The following is an 18,056-nucleotide window of genomic DNA, read 5'->3' as shown; positions in this document are numbered from 1 at the left end:
CGGGAATCAGGTGAAATCCCTGAACTCAGCCCGTCACACCCTGAACATATCGACCACTGAGAGTATTTGTCACCGTGACAAAAGACGCCGGTACGATCGGATATCCCGGTTACGGGTCTATTTTGTCTCTTTTGGGCTGATCAGTCCGAGAAGCCGATCAAGATCATCCGCCGAGCCGAATTCGATGGTGATCTTGCCCTTCTTCCGCCCGACATCCACCTTCACCCTGGTGTCGAAGCGGTCGGAGAGATCATCCGCGATCTCGCCCGCCCGGGGCACCTCGATCTTTTTCGGCGGCGCCTTCTGTGGTCGCTTCGGGCCCGACTTCGCGAGCATGACCGCTTCTTCGGTCGCCCGCACCGAGAGCCCCTCCGCCACGATCCGCGCGGCGAGGTCGTCCACGATGTCCGGGTCCTCGAGGCTGAGCAGCGCCCGCGCGTGACCGGCGGAGAGCACCCCCGCGGCGACCCGGCGCTGCACGGGGAGGGGAAGCTTCAGCAGGCGGATGGTGTTCGAGATGACCGGCCTGCTGCGTCCGATCCGCGAAGCGAGCTGATCGTGCGTCACGTCGAACTCGTCGAGCAGCTGCTGATACGCCGCCGCCTCTTCGAGCGGGTTCAGCTGCACCCGGTGGATGTTCTCCAACAGGGCATCGCGCAGCATCGCGTCATCGGCGGTACCGCGGACGATCGCAGGAAGCGTGTCCAGTCCCGCCTGCTTCGCCGCGCGCCACCGGCGCTCACCCATGACGAGTTCGAACTTCTCGTCGGGCAGGGTCCGCAGGACAATCGGCTGCAACAGGCCGAACTCGCGGATCGAGTGGGAGAGCTCGGTGAGCGCTTCCTCATCGAAGACCTGACGAGGCTGCTTCGGGTTCGTCGTGATCGCATCGATCGGCACCTCGCGGTAGACCGCGCCCGCAACCTCGCCGCTCGGTTCCGCCGGGGGAGCGGACTCGCTCTGCGCGGCGGGAGCTTTCGCCGTGCTGGTCTTCGCCGTAGTGGTCTTCGATGCCGTGCTGGACGACTCCGCCGCGGGTGCCGCAGCTCCGTCCTCCGGGGGAGCACTGGGAATCAGTGCCGCGAGTCCACGCCCGAGGCCACCCTTGCGCTCCGTCATTCCCCGGCCTCCTGCTCGTCCGCGGATCCACCCTGCACGGCGATCTCCTTCGCGGCGTCCAGATAGCTCATCGCGCCACGTGAACCGGGATCGTAGGCGAGCACGGTCTGCCCATAACCGGGTGCTTCGGAGACCTTCACACTGCGCGGGATCACCGTGCTGAGCACGGTGTCCCCGAAGTAGTCGCGCACATCCTTGGTGACCTGATCGGCGAGCTTGGTGCGCCCGTCGTACATGGTGAGCACGATGGTGGACACCTCGAGGCTCGTATTGAGGTGCCCGCGCACCAGCTCGATGTTGTTGAGCAGCTGGCCGAGCCCTTCGAGCGCGTAGTACTCGCACTGGATCGGGATGAGCACCTCCTCGGCGGCGACGAGCGCGTTCACCGTGAGCAGTCCGAGCGAGGGAGGGCAGTCGATGAAGACGTAGTCGGGGGAGAGCTCGTCGAGCGCTTCCTCGGTGAGCGCGGTCTTCAGCCGCGATTCGCGCGCCACCATGGTCACCAGTTCGACCTCGGCACCGGCAAGATCGATCGTGGCGGGCACACACCACAGGTTCGGCGACTGATCGCTGACCGCTGCGGCTTCCTTGACGGAGATCTCGCCGAGCAGCACATCGTAGATGGACGGCACCTCGCCGCGATGCTCCACCCCAAGCGCGGTACTCGCGTTGCCCTGTGGGTCGAGGTCGATCACGAGCACCTTCAAGCCGTGCAGCGCCAGCGCCGCCGCGAGGTTCACCGTGCTCGTTGTCTTACCAACCCCGCCCTTCTGGTTGGCGACGGTGATGACCCGGCGATGCGGTGGCTTCGGCAAACTGAGTTCCTGGGGATGAAGTACTTGGGTGGCACGGGCGGCGGCGTCGGCTATCGGGGTCCAATCGCTGAACGGCGTCCCGTCTCCGGGCTTCTGTTCGGTCATCGGCTTGAGCACCTCGCCAGCTCCGACAGACCCATCGACTGCGTTGTCATGATCCTCGGTCTCTTTGGTTTCACGTGAAACACGCTTCTTGGCAACCTTCAACTTCGACCGGACGCTCACCGACTCCTCCTCGTCCGTTGTTGCTGCCGGCTACCCGTTGCACGAGAACCCACCCGTTCGATGCGCACAACTCTCACCGACTGTTCCAGTTTCCCCTGCCCGCAAGTGAGTACCCGCGGGTTACCACCACCGAGCCGAGCGACCGCCTCCCGATCGCGCTCAATCTCGTCGTACGCCGAAGCTCCCTTCATGGCGTACAGTGCCGCCCCCTGTTTGATGAGCGGAAGACACCAGGACGACAGTTTGTCCAGACTCGCGACCGCCCGCGCCGTCACCACATTCGCGTTCGGCAGGCTGTCACGCACCGACCGATCCTCCGCCCGGCCGCGAACCACGTCAATCGGCAACTCCAACTCACCGACGATCAGCTCCAGCCAATCCACTCGGCGTTGCATCGGTTCGAGAAGCGTGACACGTACATCCGGGCGAGCGATCGCAAGTGGGATCCCGGGAAGCCCGGCCCCCGAACCGACATCGATCACCTTCGCCCGCTCCGGGATCACCTCACCGAGAACCGCGGAGTTCAGGATGTGCCGCTCCCACAGCCGCTCCACTTCCCTCGGACCGATCATGCCGCGGAGGACTCCCTCGCTCGCGAGCCGCTCAGCGAAGGCGCGGGCGATCGGCAGTCGTGCACCGAACACTTCCGCAGCGGATTCCGGGGGAGCGGGCAATAGCGTCCCGTTGGACATTCGGTCTCTTTCGATCGACGTGACACAACCTGACCTCGGCAGGTCAAGTCTAGTCGGTACCTCGGACAGCCAGGGGACCGTCCACGCGAGCACGAAAAGCGGCCCGGTTTCACGTGAAACCGGGCCGCTCCGTCTTCGTGTCGACTATTCGGGGAGGACCACCACTCGGCGGTTCGGTTCCTCACCCTCGCTCTCGCTCGTCACACCCGCCACGTCGGCGACCGCATCGTGCACGATCTTCCGCTCGAACGGGGTCATCGCCTGAAGCTTGGTCTTCTCACCGCTCTCGGCGACCTTCTCCGCGGTGGTCCGGCCGAGGTCGGTCAGCTCGCCGCGCCGACTCGCCCGCCACCCGGCGATGTCGAGCATGAGCCTGCTCCGCGAACTGGTCTCGGTCTGCACCGCGAGCCGGGTCAACTCCTGCAATGCCTCGAGCACCTGACCGCGCTGGCCGACGAGCTTCTCCAGGTCGCTACCACCGTCGATGCTGACCATGGCACGCCCGGCTTCGACGTCTAGATCAATATCGCCGTCGTAGTCGAGGATGTCGAGCAGCCGCTCCAGGTAGTCGCCCGCGACATCGCCCTCCTGGACGAGTAGTTCCTCTTCGCTCTTCTCACCCTCGGCCTGGGCTTCCTGCTCCTCGCCGGTGACAGCTTCAGCCTGTTCGTCTTCCTCACGGTCCGGCGAGGCACTCGCCCCGTCGACCTCCAATGTCCCTGCCACGCTTGTTCTCCTCTCCAGCACGAAGTTCGGGCTACTTCCGGTTGCGCTTCTTCTTCCGCCCTCGGTCGGATATCAAGCCGGGTACCGATTGCGAGGTGTTCAGCGCGCCGTTCGACTTCGACTGCGCGGAATCTCCCTTGCCTCCGGAACCGTTCGAGGCCGTGGTTCCCGCCGGCGCTTCTTTCGGCTGCTGCTGCGGCGAACCGCCACCGGATTTCGCCTCACCACCGGACTTCTCGGACTTCTTGGTCTCGTTCTTCTCGACCGGCTCGGGTGCCTTCTCCGCCTTCGGCTCGTCCTGCTGCTTCGGCTGGTTGGCCGGCTGCTTGCCGGGCTTCTGCCCCGGCTTGGGGGCGAGCGCCTGGCGCGCCTCCTGAGCCTCCTGCTTCTTGCGAGCTTCTTCCTTGTCCATCCGACGGAACACGAAGTGCTGCTGGGCAAGCGTCCAGCTGTTGTTGCTCAGCCAGTAGAGGAGCAGACCGATCGGCAGGGCCGCACCGAAGATGAGCACACCGAGCGGGAACAGATACAGCTGAACCTTCTGCATCATCGCGCCGCCGGGCTGGTTGTTCGTGGTGCCCATGGCCTGCTGGCGCTGCACCGAAAGCCGCGCGGTGAAGTGGGTCGCGATCGAGGCGACGATCATCAGCGGGATGGCGACCGGGGCCACACCCCAGTGGAATCCGTGAGCACCGCCGCCGTAGGAGCCGAGCAGCCCGGCGTTGAACACCATGTCGTTGAGGTGCACGCCGAACAGGTCCGCGCGCAGGTACGAGGTGATGTCCGACTTCGGGAAGAAGTAGTTGCTGCCGTAGTTCGGGTTGAAGTTCCGGATGACGTGGTTGAGCCCGATGAACACCGGGATCTGGAAGATCATCGGCAGGCAGCCACCGAGCGGGTTGAACCCGTGCTCGCGCTGCAGCTTCTGCATCTCCTGCGCCTGGCGCTGCCGATCATTGGCGTACTTCTTCTGGAGCGCCTTGATCTGCGGCTGGAACTCCTGCATCTTCCGCATGGACTTGATCTGGTGCACCATCGGCTTGAGCAGCAGCGCACGCAGTGTGAAGACGAGGAAGACGATCGAGAGCGCCCAGGCGAAAGCGTTGCTGTCGCCGAGGATGAACCCGAAGACCTTGTGCCAACACCACATGACGAAGGACACGGGCCAGTAAATAAAATCGAGCACGCGGCTACTCCTTGGCAGGGTGTTCGGTCAAGTCTTCGAGTGCGCTCGTACCGGCTCCGCGCCTCGGCGGAACCGGGTCAATACCCCCAGGATGCCAGGGACCGCAACGAAGCAGTCGGCGGACCGCGAGCAAGGTCCCTCGTGCGGCGCCGTGCACGCGGAGCGCCTCGAGCGCGTACTCGCTACAGCTCGGGTAGAACCGGCAGCTCGGCGGGAGCAGCGGGGAGATGCCCTTCCGGTATCCCTTGACCAGCAGCATCAGGCCCCTGGCGAGCACGCCGGGACGTGCCGCCGCCGCGGAGACCGGGCGAGCCATCACGACTCGCCGGTACGCGATCCGGGCAGCCGCAGTCGGTCGAGCGCGCTATCGAGATCCGCCGCGAGCGCCGAACTCCGCGAACCCGCGGCCGCGGGGAGGGCGCGCACGACAAGCTGCGTCCCGGGCGGCAACCGATCGATCCGGTCGCGCACCAGATGACGCAGTTGGCGGGTGACCCGGTGGCGGACCACCGAGTTACCGACCGCCTTGCTCACGACAAATCCGGCCCGCGCGGGACCCTCAGTGACCGACTCATCGCGCAGCGCATGCACAACAAGCCGGGAGCGTCCAGCTCGACGACCCCTGCGGGTCACCGAGCGGAACTCCCGGCTGTTCGTCAGTCGAGCGGTCGCGGGCAGCACGGCATCCGCCCGCGATCAGGCGGACAGCTTGGCGCGTCCCTTACGCCTGCGGTTCGCGAGGATGGCGCGACCGGCGCGGGTGCGCATCCGAAGCCGGAACCCGTGCTTGCGGGACCGACGACGATTGTTCGGTTGGAACGTACGCTTACTCACGGCTGGTTACTCCCGTACAGTGCCATTGGCCAGAAATCCGGTCGTCTCCCATTCGCTAGTGTCCTACCCATGCGTGCGGGCATGCGAAACAACCCGCGCAGGCGGGAGACCTTCATAGGTTACGCAGTCCCTCGATCGGGCTGAAAACCGGGTACCGACCAGCGACACGCCGGACGATAAGGTGCTTGATCTACCACCACGTCTTGTGGCATCGCGCCGGTGTTGTTAGCGTTCCCATCCTGCCGGCATTGCTGGATGCCGTGGAGCGAGAAGTACGGATATCGCGCAGAGGCGAGAACGTGGGAGTTGGTCCTCTGCATCGGACGCCGGTCCATTGGAGTGTCGAACTGTTGTGGAGTTTGATGCGTTAACACGCATGCTCGTGCACAGCTGTGGACAAGTTTGTGGATATCCTTGCTCTCGGGCGCCCACGGAAGGGTGATACCGGCCTTGCAAGCTATGGCGCTCGATGAGCGAATCGGGCGGTAACCGCGTAGTGTGAGCTAACGACCCAGGTCAGACCTGTACGGGAGGGGAGTGAGCGGGGGCGTGTCGGAAACCCGGGCCGACCTGGGTCTCATCTGGGACCAGGTGGTCACCGAACTTTCCAACGGGACCTTGTCCCCGTTGCAGCGCGCGTGGATGCAGGTGACTCGTCCGCTCGGGCTACTCGACGGCACCGCTCTGCTCGCCGCGCCGAGCGAGTTCGCCAAGGACGCGATCGAACGCGCCCTCCGGGATCCGATCACCGAAGCACTCTCCAGGCACATTGGGGCCCCGGTCTCGCTCGCCGTGAAGGTGGACACCGGAACCGCGGACGCGCGGCATCGCAAGGACAACGAACCCGCCGAGGCCGCCCCGGCCGAGGAGGCGGAACCGACCAACGGTTCGCCGACCCCGGAACCGGCCCTGGTCAGTGCCGCGCAGGTGGGCGGATCCGAGGACCAGGCCCCGCTGCATCACCTCGAGGAATCGCAGACCGAAGAGGTCGACGAGGAGGGCGACGCGCTCAAGGCGGCGAACGAGATCTGGCCGCGGTTCACCGGCCAGCAACAGTCCACGCCGAGCGAGCAACCGTTCACCGCGCCCGCGCAACCGCAGACTTCCAAGACGAAGCTGAACGAGAAGTACACCTTCGACACCTTCGTCATCGGTGCTTCGAACCGGTTCGCGAACGCCGCGGCCGTCGCCGTGTCCGAAGCACCGGCGCGCGCGTACAACCCGCTGTTCATCTGGGGCGAGTCCGGGCTCGGAAAGACCCACCTGCTGCACGCGGTCGGGCACTACGCGCAACGCCTGTTCCCCGGGATGCGAGTGCGCTACGTATCGACCGAGGAATTCACCAACGACTTCATCAACTCCCTGCGTGACGACCGCAAGGTCGCGTTCCAGCGCAGGTACCGGGATGTGGATGTACTGCTCGTCGACGATGTGCAGTTCCTCGAAGGCAAGGAAGGAACCCAGGAGGAGTTCTTCCATACCTTCAACACCTTGCACAACGCGAACAAGCAGATCGTCGTCTCCTCGGACCGCCCGCCCAAGGGACTGGGCACCCTCGAGGACCGGCTGCGCACCCGCTTCGAGTGGGGCCTGATCACCGACATCCAGCCGCCCGAGCTCGAGACCCGAATCGCGATCCTGCGGAAGAAGGCCGCGCAGGACCGGTTGAACGTGCCCATGGATGTACTGGAGTTCATCGCCGCGCGCGTCGAACGCAACATCCGGGAACTCGAGGGCGCGCTCATCCGGGTCACCGCCTTCGCCTCGCTCAACCGGCAGGCGGTGGATGTTCAGCTCGCCGAGATCGTGCTGCGCGATCTGATCCCCGATTCACAGCAGCCGGAGATCTCGGCGACCACGATCATGTCGGTCACCGCGGAGTTCTTCGGTGTCACCGTCGACGAGCTGTGCGGCCCCGGCAAGGTCAAGGCGCTCGCGCAGTCGCGCCAGATCGCCATGTATCTGTGCCGCGAACTCACCGATGCCTCGCTGCCGCGGATCGGTCAGGCCTTCGGCGGCCGTGACCACACCACGGTCATGCACGCGGACAAGAAGATCCGCAAGGAGATGGCCGAGCGCCGCCGCACCTACGACCAGGTTCAGGAACTGACCGCGCGCATCAAGCAGCGCGCTCGCGGCTGAACCGGCACATCCGCCTCCCTTCTCCGGTCGCCCCGGAGCTCTTTCCACACCCCTGCAGCGCCCACATCCGGCGCTCGCTCATGCTGCCCACCGAACGGGCTCTCACCTGCGCCGATAGCCGCTTGTGCGTGGTTGTGTTGGTTCTAGGCAACACAACCACGCACGACCGATTCCGCCTCCGAACCGGCTCGGATGTGCCTCGACACCGCCAGGATGCAGTGATCTGCGTCACTCGAGGGTGGGATTCGGTGCCGAACGCGCGCGTTCGGGTATCCCCACAGGCTTGGGCACAACTCGGTGGATAGCTGGGGATGGAACTGTGGAAAACAGTGCCCGGATGTGGAGCAGCGGCCGCCGAGCCGGTTCGGTCCACACATCCACAGGCTCCCTCCCGGACTCGCACACGGGCGGGTCCACATCCAACGCAAGCCGTTCACCTGCGAGAATCACCTCCGTCCACACAACCCACAACGCTTACTGTTACGACGGTTTGTTCTCTTTTGAAGAGAAAAACAAACAACAACAGGCGAGCTTGTGAACTGGGGACAACCGAGACCCGGAACGCGGCTCGGGTGCCGGAGCCCGGTTCGCGCTACCGCCGGGCACGTTCTACGGTTGGCATTCACCGCCGGGATGCGCATCGAGCACCGGCACACACCGCCAACACCCACTGCGTCGAGCCGGTCACGCTTCGCTGCGATCGGCGCTGGGGTGTCGGACCCCGGTGGTACGACCGGTGCGGGAACCGTCGTCGGGAAAGGACGTCAGATGAAAATCCGTGTCGAGCGTGATGGACTCGCCGACGCCGTCGCGTGGGTCGCGAGAAGCCTCCCCGCCCGCCCACCGGTACCGGTGCTCGGCGGGATCCTCCTCGAAGCAGATGCCGAACAGGACGTGCTCACGGTCTCGGGTTTCGACTACGAGACCTCGGCGACGGTCAACGTGCCCGCGACCCTGTCCGCGTCCGGGCGCACCCTCGTCTCCGGGCGACTGCTCGCGGACATCACCAAGGCGCTGCCGAACAAGCCGGTCGAGCTCGCCGTCGAAGGTTCCCGGGTAGAGATCGTCTGCGGGACCGCGAAGTTCTCCCTGCCCACGATGCCGGTGGAGGACTATCCGCAGCTGCCGAACATGCCGGACAAGGTCGGTGAACTGCCCGGTGAACTGCTCGGCACCGCCGTCGCCCAGGTCGCGGTCGCCGCAGGCAAGGACGACACACTGCCAATGCTCACCGGGGTGCGAGTGGAGATCGCGGGCGACAAACTCACGCTCGTGGCGACCGACCGGTTCCGGCTCGCGATGCGGGAGATCACCTGGACCCCGGCCCAGGAATCCGAGGACACCGCGGTGCTCGTGCCCGCACGGACCCTCGCCGAATCGGCGAAGACACTCGGCGCGTCCGGGGCGACCGCCGAACTGGCACTCGCCTCAGGGGATGGCCTGGTCGGGCTCTCCGGTGCGGGACGCCGCTCGACCGCGCGCTTGCTCGACGCCGAATTCCCGAAGTACCGCCAGCTGTTGCCCGATGATCAGACCACGACCGCGATCATCGAGGTGGCCAAGCTGGTCGATGCGATCAAACGTGTCTCGCTCGTCGCCGAGCGCGGGACCCAGGTCCGGCTCGAGTTCTCCGAGGACGGGCTCAACCTCACCGCGGGTGGCGAGGAAGAGGGCAGCGCGGAGGAAGCGATCGCGGTCGAGTTCGAGGGCGAGCCCGTGACCATCGCGTTCAACCCGACCTATCTGCTCGATGGACTGAGTGCCGTGCGTACCGATCGGGCACACATGGCGTTCACCACGGCCAACCGGCCTGCACTGCTCAAGCCGGTGGACGAGGATGGACAAGTAGCGGGTGACTATCTGTACCTGTTGATGCCGGTCCGGCTTCCGGGCTGAGTACATCCGCGAAACCACGATCAGGGAGCTAGAAGGGGAGCGCACCGTGCAACTCGGTCTCATCGGCCTCGGCAAAATGGGATTCAACATGCGCGAACGTTTGCGTCGCGCGGGACACGAGGTCGTCGGCTACGACCAGAACCCGGATGTCAGCGACAGCAGTTCGCTCGCCGACCTCGTCGGCAAGCTCAGCGGGCCACGCGTCGTGTGGGTCATGGTCCCGGCAGGGGAACCGACCCGGTCCACGATCGCCGAACTCGCCGGACTGCTCGGGGACGGCGACCTCGTCATCGACGGCGGCAACTCCCGGTTCACCGAGGACAAACACAACGCGGATGTGCTCGCCGCCCGCGGGATCGGGTTCGTGGACTGCGGAGTTTCCGGCGGAGTCTGGGGCCTCGAGGTCGGATACGGCTTGATGTGCGGTGGCGCGGACAAGGATGTCGAGCGCGCCATGCCCATCTTCGACGCGCTGCGCCCGGAAGGCCCGCGCGATGAAGGGTTCGCCCACGCGGGCGCCGTCGGTGCCGGTCACTACGCGAAGATGGTGCACAACGGCATCGAGTACGGGCTGATGCAGGCCTACGCGGAGGGCTTCGAACTGCTCGAGGCCGCCGAAGAGGTCACGAACACCGCGGGTGTGTTCAAGGCATGGCGGCGGGGGACCGTCGTGCGGTCCTGGCTGCTGGACCTGCTCGTGCGTGCGCTCGAGGAGGACCCGGACCTGGCCGGGATCACCGGCTATGTCGAGGATTCCGGGGAGGGACGCTGGACGATCGAGGAAGCCATCGACCACGCGGTCCCGGTTCCGGTCATCTCGGCCGCCCTGTTCGCGCGGTTCTCCTCGCGGCAGACCGATTCGCCGGCACTCAAGGCGATCGCCGCACTGCGCAACCAGTTCGGCGGGCACGCGGTCCACAGCGCCGAGGAATCCAGCTGATCGGTGTACGTCCGGCATCTCCAGGTCACCGATTTTCGTTCCTGGGAACTCGCTGACCTGCCCTTACGCCCGGGACCGACGGTATTGGTCGGGCGCAACGGCCAGGGCAAGACCAACCTGGTCGAGGCGCTCGGCTATGCCGCGACACTGTCCTCGCACCGAGTCGCCTCGGATGCCCCGCTGATTCGGCGGGGTGCCCAGCGTGCGGTGGTGCGCACCGCGATCGTGCAGGACGGCCGGGAAGTGACCGTCGAACTCGAGATCACCTCGGGCAAGGCGAACCGGGCGCTGCTCAATCGCGGCGCGGTTCCCCGGACCAGGGATGTCGCCGGGATCCTGCGCACCGTGCTGTTCGCTCCGGAGGATCTGGCCCTGGTGCGCGGGGATCCCGGGGAACGGCGCTCGTTCCTCGACGGCCTGCTCGCCCTGCGCGCACCGCGGTTCGCCGGGATCCGCTCCGACTACGAGCGGGTGCTCAAACAGCGGAGTGCGCTGTTGAAGACAGCGCGAGCGGCGAAATCCAATCTGAGCACCCTCGAGGTCTGGGACGGGCACCTCGCCGCGCAGGGGGCGGCGCTGCTCGCGGGCCGGATCGAGCTGACCGCGGCACTCGCCCCGCATGTGGCCGCCGCGTACGCGGGGGTGGCGCCGGAATCGGTGCCCATCGACATCCGCTATCGCTCGAGTCTCGGCGAGTACTTGCCGGAGAGCACGGATGTCACGGAACTCGAACAGGCGCTGCTCGAGGGCATCGCCCGTGTGCGTGACCAGGAACTCGAACGTGGTGTCAGCCTGATCGGACCGCATCGCGACGATCTGGATTTGCTGCTCGGTGAAGGACCTGCCAAGGGATACGCCAGCCACGGCGAATCCTGGTCCTTCGCACTGGCGCTGCGACTCGGCGCGTACGAGCTGTTACGCGGTGAAGGCAGTGAGCCGGTACTGATCCTCGACGACGTGTTCGCCGAGCTCGATCGAAGACGAAGAGGCAAGCTCGCCGAGGTCGCGACGGCTGCTGAGCAGGTGATCGTGACCGCGGCGGTCGGTGAAGACGTTCCCGCCGAACTCGACGGGGATCGGTTTCACGTCTCGAACGGGACGGTTACCGCGGACGCCTCAGCGTGAACAGGAGATGGCTGTGAGCGCAGACACACCTGGGGACAACTCTGTGGATAATGTGGACAAGACACTCTCAGGGTCGGCCTCGGGGCCCGAACCACCCGAAAATATGTCCGATTCAGTCCCCGAAAGTGGTACACACGGTGGAGGGGAACTGCGTGGACCCGATCTGGCACGCCAGGCACTCGAGGCCGCGCGCGCCAAATCCGCGGCCCGCGATCGGCAACAGGCCAAGCACGCCGTGTACGGCAAACGCAAACGCGCCCGGCGCAGAGGCTGGTCGGGAGCCCGTCCGGACGACCGGGATCCGCAGCCGCTCGGCAGGCTCACCGCGCGGATCATCGCCGAGCGCGGCTGGAAAGAGCACCTCACCGGTGGTTCGGTGATCGCGCGCTGGCCCGAACTCGTCGGTGAGGAGGTCGCCGCGCACTCGGTCCCCGAACAGCTCAAGGGCACCGAACTGCATGTGCGCGCGGAATCCACCGCATGGGCGACCCAGCTGCGGCTGCTCCAGCGCCAGCTGATCAAACGGTTCGCCGAAAAGCTCGGGGACGGGGTCGTCACCTCCATCAAGGTGGCGGGCCCGGCCGCACCGAGCTGGCGCTACGGCCCGCGCCACGTTCCCGGCCGCGGACCCCGGGACACCTACGGCTGACCAGCACAAACACGTGCTCGTGCGTGGTTGTGTTGCCTAGAACCAACACAACCACGCACAACCCCCGATCCGGCTCGGTGGGGAGTACGCACAGTGGCACGCAGAAGCCGGTGGACCCCGGTGGTGCGTGGGGCCGCTCGTCCAGGAAGAAAAAATCGCGTCAGTGGACACGCTAGGGGTGTCCTACTGCCACTTCTGCGCGAAGGGGCAAGTAGAATTGACGGGTACCGTGCGCCACGCTCACGAGCCGGGTGTAGCGCACTCGATCCGCGCAAGGAGAACCTCCGCCCGTGGCAGCGAACACGAACGACTACAACGCATCGTCCATCACTGTCCTCGAAGGCCTCGAGGCGGTCCGGAAACGACCGGGGATGTACATCGGGTCGACCGGGGAACGCGGTCTGCACCATCTCGTGCAGGAAGTTGTGGACAACTCCGTCGATGAGGCGATGGCCGGATACGCCACCACGGTGGATGTCAGCCTGCTCGCGGACGGCGGTGTCCGGGTGCAGGACGATGGCCGCGGTATTCCGGTCGAGCTGCACCCCAAGGAACAGAAGCCCACCATCGAAGTGGTGCACACGATTCTGCACGCGGGCGGGAAGTTCAATTCGGACTCCTACGCGGTCTCCGGCGGTCTGCACGGTGTCGGTGTCTCCGTGGTGAACGCCCTTTCCACGGCCCTGGATGTGGAAACCCGGCGGAACGGCAAGGTCTGGCGCCAGCACTACGAGCGTTCGGAGCCGGAACCGCTGGTCGAGGGGGAGGAGACGACCGAGACCGGGACCACGACGACGTTCTGGGCCGACCCGGACATCTTCGAGACCACGACCTACAACTTCGAGACGATCTCGCGACGGCTGCAGGAGATGGCCTTCCTGAACAAGGGCCTGACCATCAAGCTGCACGACGAGCGGCCGAACGGGGACGAGGGCACCGAGGACGCCGAGGGGCAGACGGCCAAGACCAAGGATGTGGTCTACCACTACCCGGGCGGTCTCGAGGACTTCGTCAAGCACATCAACGGTGCCAGGGACCCGATCCACGAGAAGGTCGTGGCCTTCGACGCGGACGGTGAAGGGCTCTCGGTCGAGGTCGCGATGCAGTGGAACAGCGGCTACACCGCGAGCGTGTACACCTTCGCGAACACGATCAACACGCACGAGGGCGGTACCCACGAGGAAGGGTTCCGTTCCGCGCTGACCTACACGGTGAACAAGTACGCGAAGGACAAGAAGCTCCTCAAGGAGAAGGACGACAACCTCACCGGGGACGACATCCGTGAGGGACTCGCCGCGATCATCTCGATCAAGCTCCGCGAGCCGCAGTTCGAGGGACAGACCAAGACCAAGCTCGGCAACACCGAGGCCCGTTCCTTCGTGCAGAAGACGTGCAACGAGTGGCTCGCCGACTGGTTCGAGCGCAATCCCAACGAAGCCAAGGCGATCATCAACAAGGCGGTTTCCTCGGCACAGGCCCGGATGGCCGCGCGGCACGCTCGCGATCTGGTGCGCCGCAAGGGAGCGCTGGACATCGGTGGGCTGCCGGGCAAGCTCAAGGACTGCCGCTCCAAGGATCCGCACGAGTGCGAGCTCTACATCGTCGAGGGTGACTCGGCAGGTGGCTCGGCCAAGGAAGGCCGGGACTCGATGTACCAGGCGATCCTGCCGATCCGTGGCAAGATCATCAACGTGGAGAAGGCGCGCATCGACCGCGTGCTCAAGAACGCCGAGGTGCAGTCGCTGATCACCGCGCTCGGTACCGGGATCCACGACGATTTCGACCTGGAGAAGCTGCGGTACCACAAGATCGTGATCATGGCCGACGCCGATGTGGACGGCCAGCACATCTGCACCCTGCTGCTGACCCTGTTCTTCCGCTTCTTCCGGCCGCTGATCGAGAACGGTCACGTGTTCATCGCCCGCCCGCCGCTGTACAAGATCAAGTGGCCGCGCGCCGAACCCGAATACGCCTACAACGACAAAGAGCGCGACGGCCTGCTCAAGGCCGGTGCCGAGGCGGGCAGGAAACTGCCGAAGGATGACGCGATCCAGCGGTACAAGGGTCTCGGCGAAATGAACGCCGAGGAACTCTGGGAGACCACCATGGATCCGGCGACCAGGCTGATGGGCCAGGTCACCCTGGACGACGCGGCGACAGCGGACGAGCTGTTCGCGGTGCTCATGGGCGAGGACGTGGAAGCACGCCGCTCCTTCATCGTCCGCAATGCCAAAGATGTTGGGTTCTTGGATATCTGATCGTCCGCGCTGTAGCGGGTAACAGCCCACGCCAGTCGACTGCGAATAGGGATTTCTCGTGACCGATGCCATGCCCCCCGAGATCGATCGGGTCGAACCGGTTGATGTCCAGCAGGAGATGCAGCGCTCGTACATCGCCTATGCGATGAGCGTGATCGTCTCCCGTGCGCTTCCGGATGTGCGCGACGGGCTCAAACCGGTACAGCGGCGCGTGCTGTACTCGATGTTCGACAACAACTTCCGGCCGGACCGCGGGTACAACAAGTGTTCCCGCGTGGTCGGCGATGTGCTCGGTAACTACCACCCGCACGGCGACTCCTCGGTGTACGACGCGCTCGTGCGACTCGCCCAGCCGTGGACGATGCGCTACCCGCTCATCGACGGGCAGGGCAACTTCGGTTCCGCGGGTAACGACCCCGCGGCCGCCATGCGGTACACCGAGTGCCGCCTCGACCCGCTCGCCATGGAAATGCTGCGGGACATCGAGGAAGAGACCGTCGACTTCTCGGACAACTACGACGGGCGCACCCAGGAACCGGATGTGCTTCCGGCGCGGATCCCGAACCTGTTGGTCAACGGCGGATCCGGGATCGCGGTCGGGATGGCGACGAACATCCCGCCGCACAACCTGCGCGAGGTGGCCGACGGAGTCATCTGGGCGCTGGACAACTGGGAGGCCTCCGAGGAGGAAACCCTCGCCGCGATGCTGCAGCGGATCAAGGGGCCGGACTTCCCGACCCGCGGGCTGATCCTGGGCACATCCGGGATCGAAGAGGCCTATCGCACCGGTCGCGGATCGGTGCGGATGCGCGCCGTGGTGGAGATCGACGAGGACAACAAGGGACGCACCATCCTCGTCGTCTCCGAACTGCCGTACCAGGTGAACCCGGACAACCTGGTGGAGAACATCGCGAGCCTGGTCAAGGACGGCAAGATCACCGGGATCGCGGACATCGCCGATGAATCGAACAGCCGATCCGGGATGCGTATCGTGGTCACGCTCAAGCGGGACGCGGTCGCCAAGGTCGTGCTGAACAACCTCTACAAGCACACCCAGCTGCAGTACAACTTCGGCGTCAACATGATCGCGCTGGTCGACGGGGTGCCGCGCACCCTGCGGCTGGACCAGATCATCCGGCACTACGTGCGCCACCAGGTCGAGGTCATCGTGCGGCGCACCAAGTACCGGTTGCGCAAGGCCGAGGAACAGGCGCACATCTACCGCGGACTGGTCAAGGCGCTCGATGCGCTCGACGAGGTCATCGCCCTGATCCGGCGCTCGCCGACGGTGGACGAGGCGCGCACCGGGCTGATCGAGCTGCTGGACATCGACGAGGTGCAGGCCCAGGCGATCCTGGACATGCAGCTGCGCCGGCTCGCCGCCCTGGAACGGCAGAAGATCGTCGACAAACTGCGCGAGCTCGAGGAGATCATCGCCGACCTGCAGGACATCCTCGCCTCCCCGGAGCGCCAGCGCTCGATCGTGCGCGAGGAGCTCACCGAGATCGTGGAGCGGCACGGCGACGATCGGCGCACCAAGATCATTCCGTACGACGGCGAGGTTTCCGTCGAGGACCTCATCGCCGAGGAAGACGTGGTCATCACGATCACGCGCACCGGTTACGCCAAGCGGACCAAGACCGAGCTGTACCGCGCGCAGAAACGCGGCGGCAAGGGCGTGCAGGGTGCGGGCCTCAAACAGGACGACATCGTGCAGCACTTCTTCGTGTGCTCCACGCACGACTGGATCCTGTTCTTCACCAACAAGGGCAGGGTGTACCGCACCAAGGCCTACGAGCTGCCCGAGCAGAACCGCAGCGCGCGCGGCCAGCACGTCGCGAACCTGCTCGCCTTCGGCCCGGACGAGGAGATCGCCCAGGTCATCCAGATCCGGGACTACCAGGTCGCGCCGTACCTCGTGCTCGCCACCAAGTCCGGACTGGTCAAGAAGTCCAAGCTCGGCGACTTCGACTCGAACCGCTCCGGCGGGCTGATCGGCATCAACCTGCGGGACAGCGACGAACTCGTCGGTGCGGTGCTCTGCTCCGCAGAGGACGATCTGCTGCTCGTCTCCGCCGGCGGGCAGTCCATCCGCTTCCACGCCAGCGATGAGGCGCTGCGCCCGATGGGCCGGGCCACATCCGGAGTGCTCGGCATGCGGTTCAACGAGGGCGACGAACTGCTCACCATCGGCCTGGTGCACGACGACTACTACGTGCTCGTCGCCACCGACGGCGGCTACGCCAAGCGGACCCCGCTCGCCGACTACTCGCCCCAGGGTCGCGGCGGCAAGGGCGTCACCACCATCCAGCACGACAGCAAACGCGGGCGCCTCGTCGGTGCGCTCATCGTGGACGAGGAAGACCAGGTCTTCGCCATCACATCCGGCGGCGGGGTCATCCGCACCGAGGCCAAGCAGGTGCGCGTCGCCGGCAGGCAGACCAAGGGCGTGCGGCTGATGAACCTGGACGAAGGCGTCACACTTGTGGCCATCGCGCGCAACGCCGATGAGGGGATGGACGTCCCAACCAACGGCGAGGAAGACACCGGCGAAGACACGACCGAGCCGGCCGAGTGAGTCTGTGGCACGGTGGAGAGCGGGTACACGGTGAATGAGCGGAAGGAGAGGCCGTGAGCGACGAGCAGCGCAACGGCACCCAACCCGAGTCGGGCGACAAAGCGTCCACTGAGCGCGGTACGCCACCGTGGCAACGGGCCAGCAGCCAGACCCGCACCGAAACCGGCGAGCATCCGATGCCCGCTGCCTCCGGCCAACTGACCGAAGACGGAACCGAGTACCAGGAACAACCGACGATGATTCAGCAGCCAGTCGGCGCCGAGGACCACGAGCCGCTGTTCGCCCCGGAACCGAATGCCCGTGCCGGAGGGCGCACATCCGTGAGCCTTCCCGGGACCGGCGGCCGCGGTGACGAGCGCACCGGAACACCGAGCGCACTGCGCAGGCCGGGGCGTGGGCCGCGGCGGGCGAGCCTCCAGGTGAAACGCGTCGACCCGTGGTCGGTGCTCAAACTCGCCTTCGTGCTCTCCATCGCCTTCTTCCTCGTGCTCATGGTCGCCGTCGGAGTGCTCTACGCCGTGCTCGGCGGAATGGGGGTGTGGGACAAGATCAACGGCACCTACACCGACCTCGTCGCGCCCTCCAGCGGAGCCAGCCCCGAGCCGCTGATCACCATCGGCCGCGTCTTCGGGATCACCGCGATCATCGGCGTCGTCAACATCATCCTGTTCACCGCGGTGGCCACCGTGTCCGCGTTCGTGTACAACGTCTCCGCCGATCTCGCCGGCGGACTCGAAGTCACCCTGGCTGAACGCGAGTGAGAGCCGTACGCTAAGCTGTTGGCTGTCTCCAGGGCCTATAGCTCAGGCGGTTAGAGCGCTTCGCTGATAACGAAGAGGTCCCAGGTTCAAGTCCTGGTAGGCCCACCCCA

The 18,056-nt window shown here is 65.8% G+C and carries 16 protein-coding genes and 1 tRNA gene; 9 read left to right on the top strand and 8 right to left on the bottom strand.

All coding sequences use genetic code 11. From position 1 onward, the window contains the following. Positions 1-117 precede the first annotated feature (117 nt). The 8 genes from AD72_RS12475 to rpmH all read right to left on the bottom strand — a co-directional run bounded on the left by AD72_RS12475 (position 118) and on the right by rpmH (position 5,597). Positions 118-1,119, bottom strand: coding sequence for a ParB/RepB/Spo0J family partition protein (locus tag AD72_RS12475; RefSeq protein ID WP_031466643.1), 1,002 nt, complete (start codon positions 1,117-1,119; stop codon positions 118-120). Continuing rightward, entirely contained in the window at positions 1,116-2,039 is a 924-nt protein-coding gene (locus tag AD72_RS12470; RefSeq protein ID WP_051898550.1) for a ParA family protein, read from the bottom strand. The genes AD72_RS12475 and AD72_RS12470 overlap by 4 nt, the downstream gene beginning before the upstream one ends. A 116-nt stretch (positions 2,040-2,155) precedes the next feature. Next, the gene (gene rsmG, locus AD72_RS12465; RefSeq protein WP_031466641.1) at positions 2,156-2,851 is read right to left on the bottom strand and encodes a 16S rRNA (guanine(527)-N(7))-methyltransferase RsmG; all 696 of its coding nucleotides are present in this window, start codon (positions 2,849-2,851) and stop codon (positions 2,156-2,158) included. 144 nt (positions 2,852-2,995) lie between these two features. Then, positions 2,996-3,577: a Jag family protein gene (locus tag AD72_RS12460; RefSeq protein ID WP_231644814.1), complete on the bottom strand. Its 582-nt coding sequence runs from the start codon at positions 3,575-3,577 to the stop codon at positions 2,996-2,998. A 31-nt stretch (positions 3,578-3,608) separates the two neighbouring features. Beyond that, positions 3,609-4,763, bottom strand: coding sequence for a membrane protein insertase YidC (gene yidC, locus AD72_RS12455; protein ID WP_031466639.1), 1,155 nt, complete (start codon positions 4,761-4,763; stop codon positions 3,609-3,611). Between the two features lie 4 nt (positions 4,764-4,767). Then, complete coding sequence (gene yidD, locus AD72_RS35585) at positions 4,768-5,079, bottom strand: membrane protein insertion efficiency factor YidD (protein ID WP_082468913.1); 312 nt, start codon at positions 5,077-5,079, stop codon at positions 4,768-4,770. Next, positions 5,079-5,444 (bottom strand): ribonuclease P protein component, encoded by a 366-nt coding sequence (gene rnpA / locus AD72_RS12450; RefSeq protein ID WP_031466638.1) that lies wholly within the window; start codon positions 5,442-5,444, stop codon positions 5,079-5,081. Before rnpA ends, yidD begins: the two co-directional genes overlap by 1 nt. A 15-nt stretch (positions 5,445-5,459) precedes the next feature. Further along, on the bottom strand, positions 5,460-5,597 hold the full coding sequence (rpmH, locus tag AD72_RS35580) for a 50S ribosomal protein L34 (RefSeq protein ID WP_082468910.1): 138 nt from the start codon (positions 5,595-5,597) through the stop codon (positions 5,460-5,462). Between the two features lie 549 nt (positions 5,598-6,146). On the opposite strand from rpmH, the gene dnaA reads away from it, so the two are divergent. The 9 genes from dnaA to AD72_RS12405 all read left to right on the top strand — a co-directional run bounded on the left by dnaA (position 6,147) and on the right by AD72_RS12405 (position 18,051). After that, positions 6,147-7,739, top strand: a complete 1,593-nt coding sequence (gene dnaA, locus AD72_RS12445) for a chromosomal replication initiator protein DnaA (RefSeq protein ID WP_031466637.1) — start codon at positions 6,147-6,149, stop codon at positions 7,737-7,739. 768 nt (positions 7,740-8,507) lie between these two features. Continuing rightward, on the top strand, positions 8,508-9,635 hold the full coding sequence (gene dnaN, locus AD72_RS12440; protein ID WP_031466636.1) for a DNA polymerase III subunit beta: 1,128 nt from the start codon (positions 8,508-8,510) through the stop codon (positions 9,633-9,635). Between the two features lie 46 nt (positions 9,636-9,681). Next, positions 9,682-10,575 (top strand): phosphogluconate dehydrogenase (NAD(+)-dependent, decarboxylating), encoded by an 894-nt coding sequence (gnd, locus tag AD72_RS12435; RefSeq protein ID WP_031466635.1) that lies wholly within the window; start codon positions 9,682-9,684, stop codon positions 10,573-10,575. A 3-nt stretch (positions 10,576-10,578) separates the two neighbouring features. Further along, positions 10,579-11,700, top strand: coding sequence for a DNA replication/repair protein RecF (recF, locus tag AD72_RS12430; protein ID WP_031466634.1), 1,122 nt, complete (start codon positions 10,579-10,581; stop codon positions 11,698-11,700). 103 nt (positions 11,701-11,803) lie between these two features. After that, a complete protein-coding gene (locus AD72_RS12425; protein WP_031466633.1) occupies positions 11,804-12,349 on the top strand; it encodes a DciA family protein in 546 nt (181 codons plus the stop codon). Positions 12,350-12,639: 290 nt separating this feature from the next. Further along, on the top strand, positions 12,640-14,607 hold the full coding sequence (gyrB, locus tag AD72_RS12420) for a DNA topoisomerase (ATP-hydrolyzing) subunit B (protein ID WP_031466632.1): 1,968 nt from the start codon (positions 12,640-12,642) through the stop codon (positions 14,605-14,607). 70 nt (positions 14,608-14,677) lie between these two features. After that, on the top strand, positions 14,678-17,185 hold the full coding sequence (gene gyrA, locus AD72_RS12415; protein WP_425480765.1) for a DNA gyrase subunit A: 2,508 nt from the start codon (positions 14,678-14,680) through the stop codon (positions 17,183-17,185). Between the two features lie 53 nt (positions 17,186-17,238). After that, the gene (locus tag AD72_RS12410; protein ID WP_231644813.1) at positions 17,239-17,946 is read left to right on the top strand and encodes a DUF3566 domain-containing protein; all 708 of its coding nucleotides are present in this window, start codon (positions 17,239-17,241) and stop codon (positions 17,944-17,946) included. Positions 17,947-17,977: 31 nt separating this feature from the next. Continuing rightward, positions 17,978-18,051, top strand: a tRNA-Ile gene (locus tag AD72_RS12405). The last annotated feature ends 5 nt before the right edge of the window (positions 18,052-18,056 follow it).

Source organism: Sciscionella sediminilitoris (assembly GCF_000737195.2).
Classification (GTDB): domain Bacteria; phylum Actinomycetota; class Actinomycetes; order Mycobacteriales; family Pseudonocardiaceae; genus Sciscionella; species Sciscionella sediminilitoris.
This window is presented reverse-complemented; position numbering and strand designations above follow the sequence as displayed.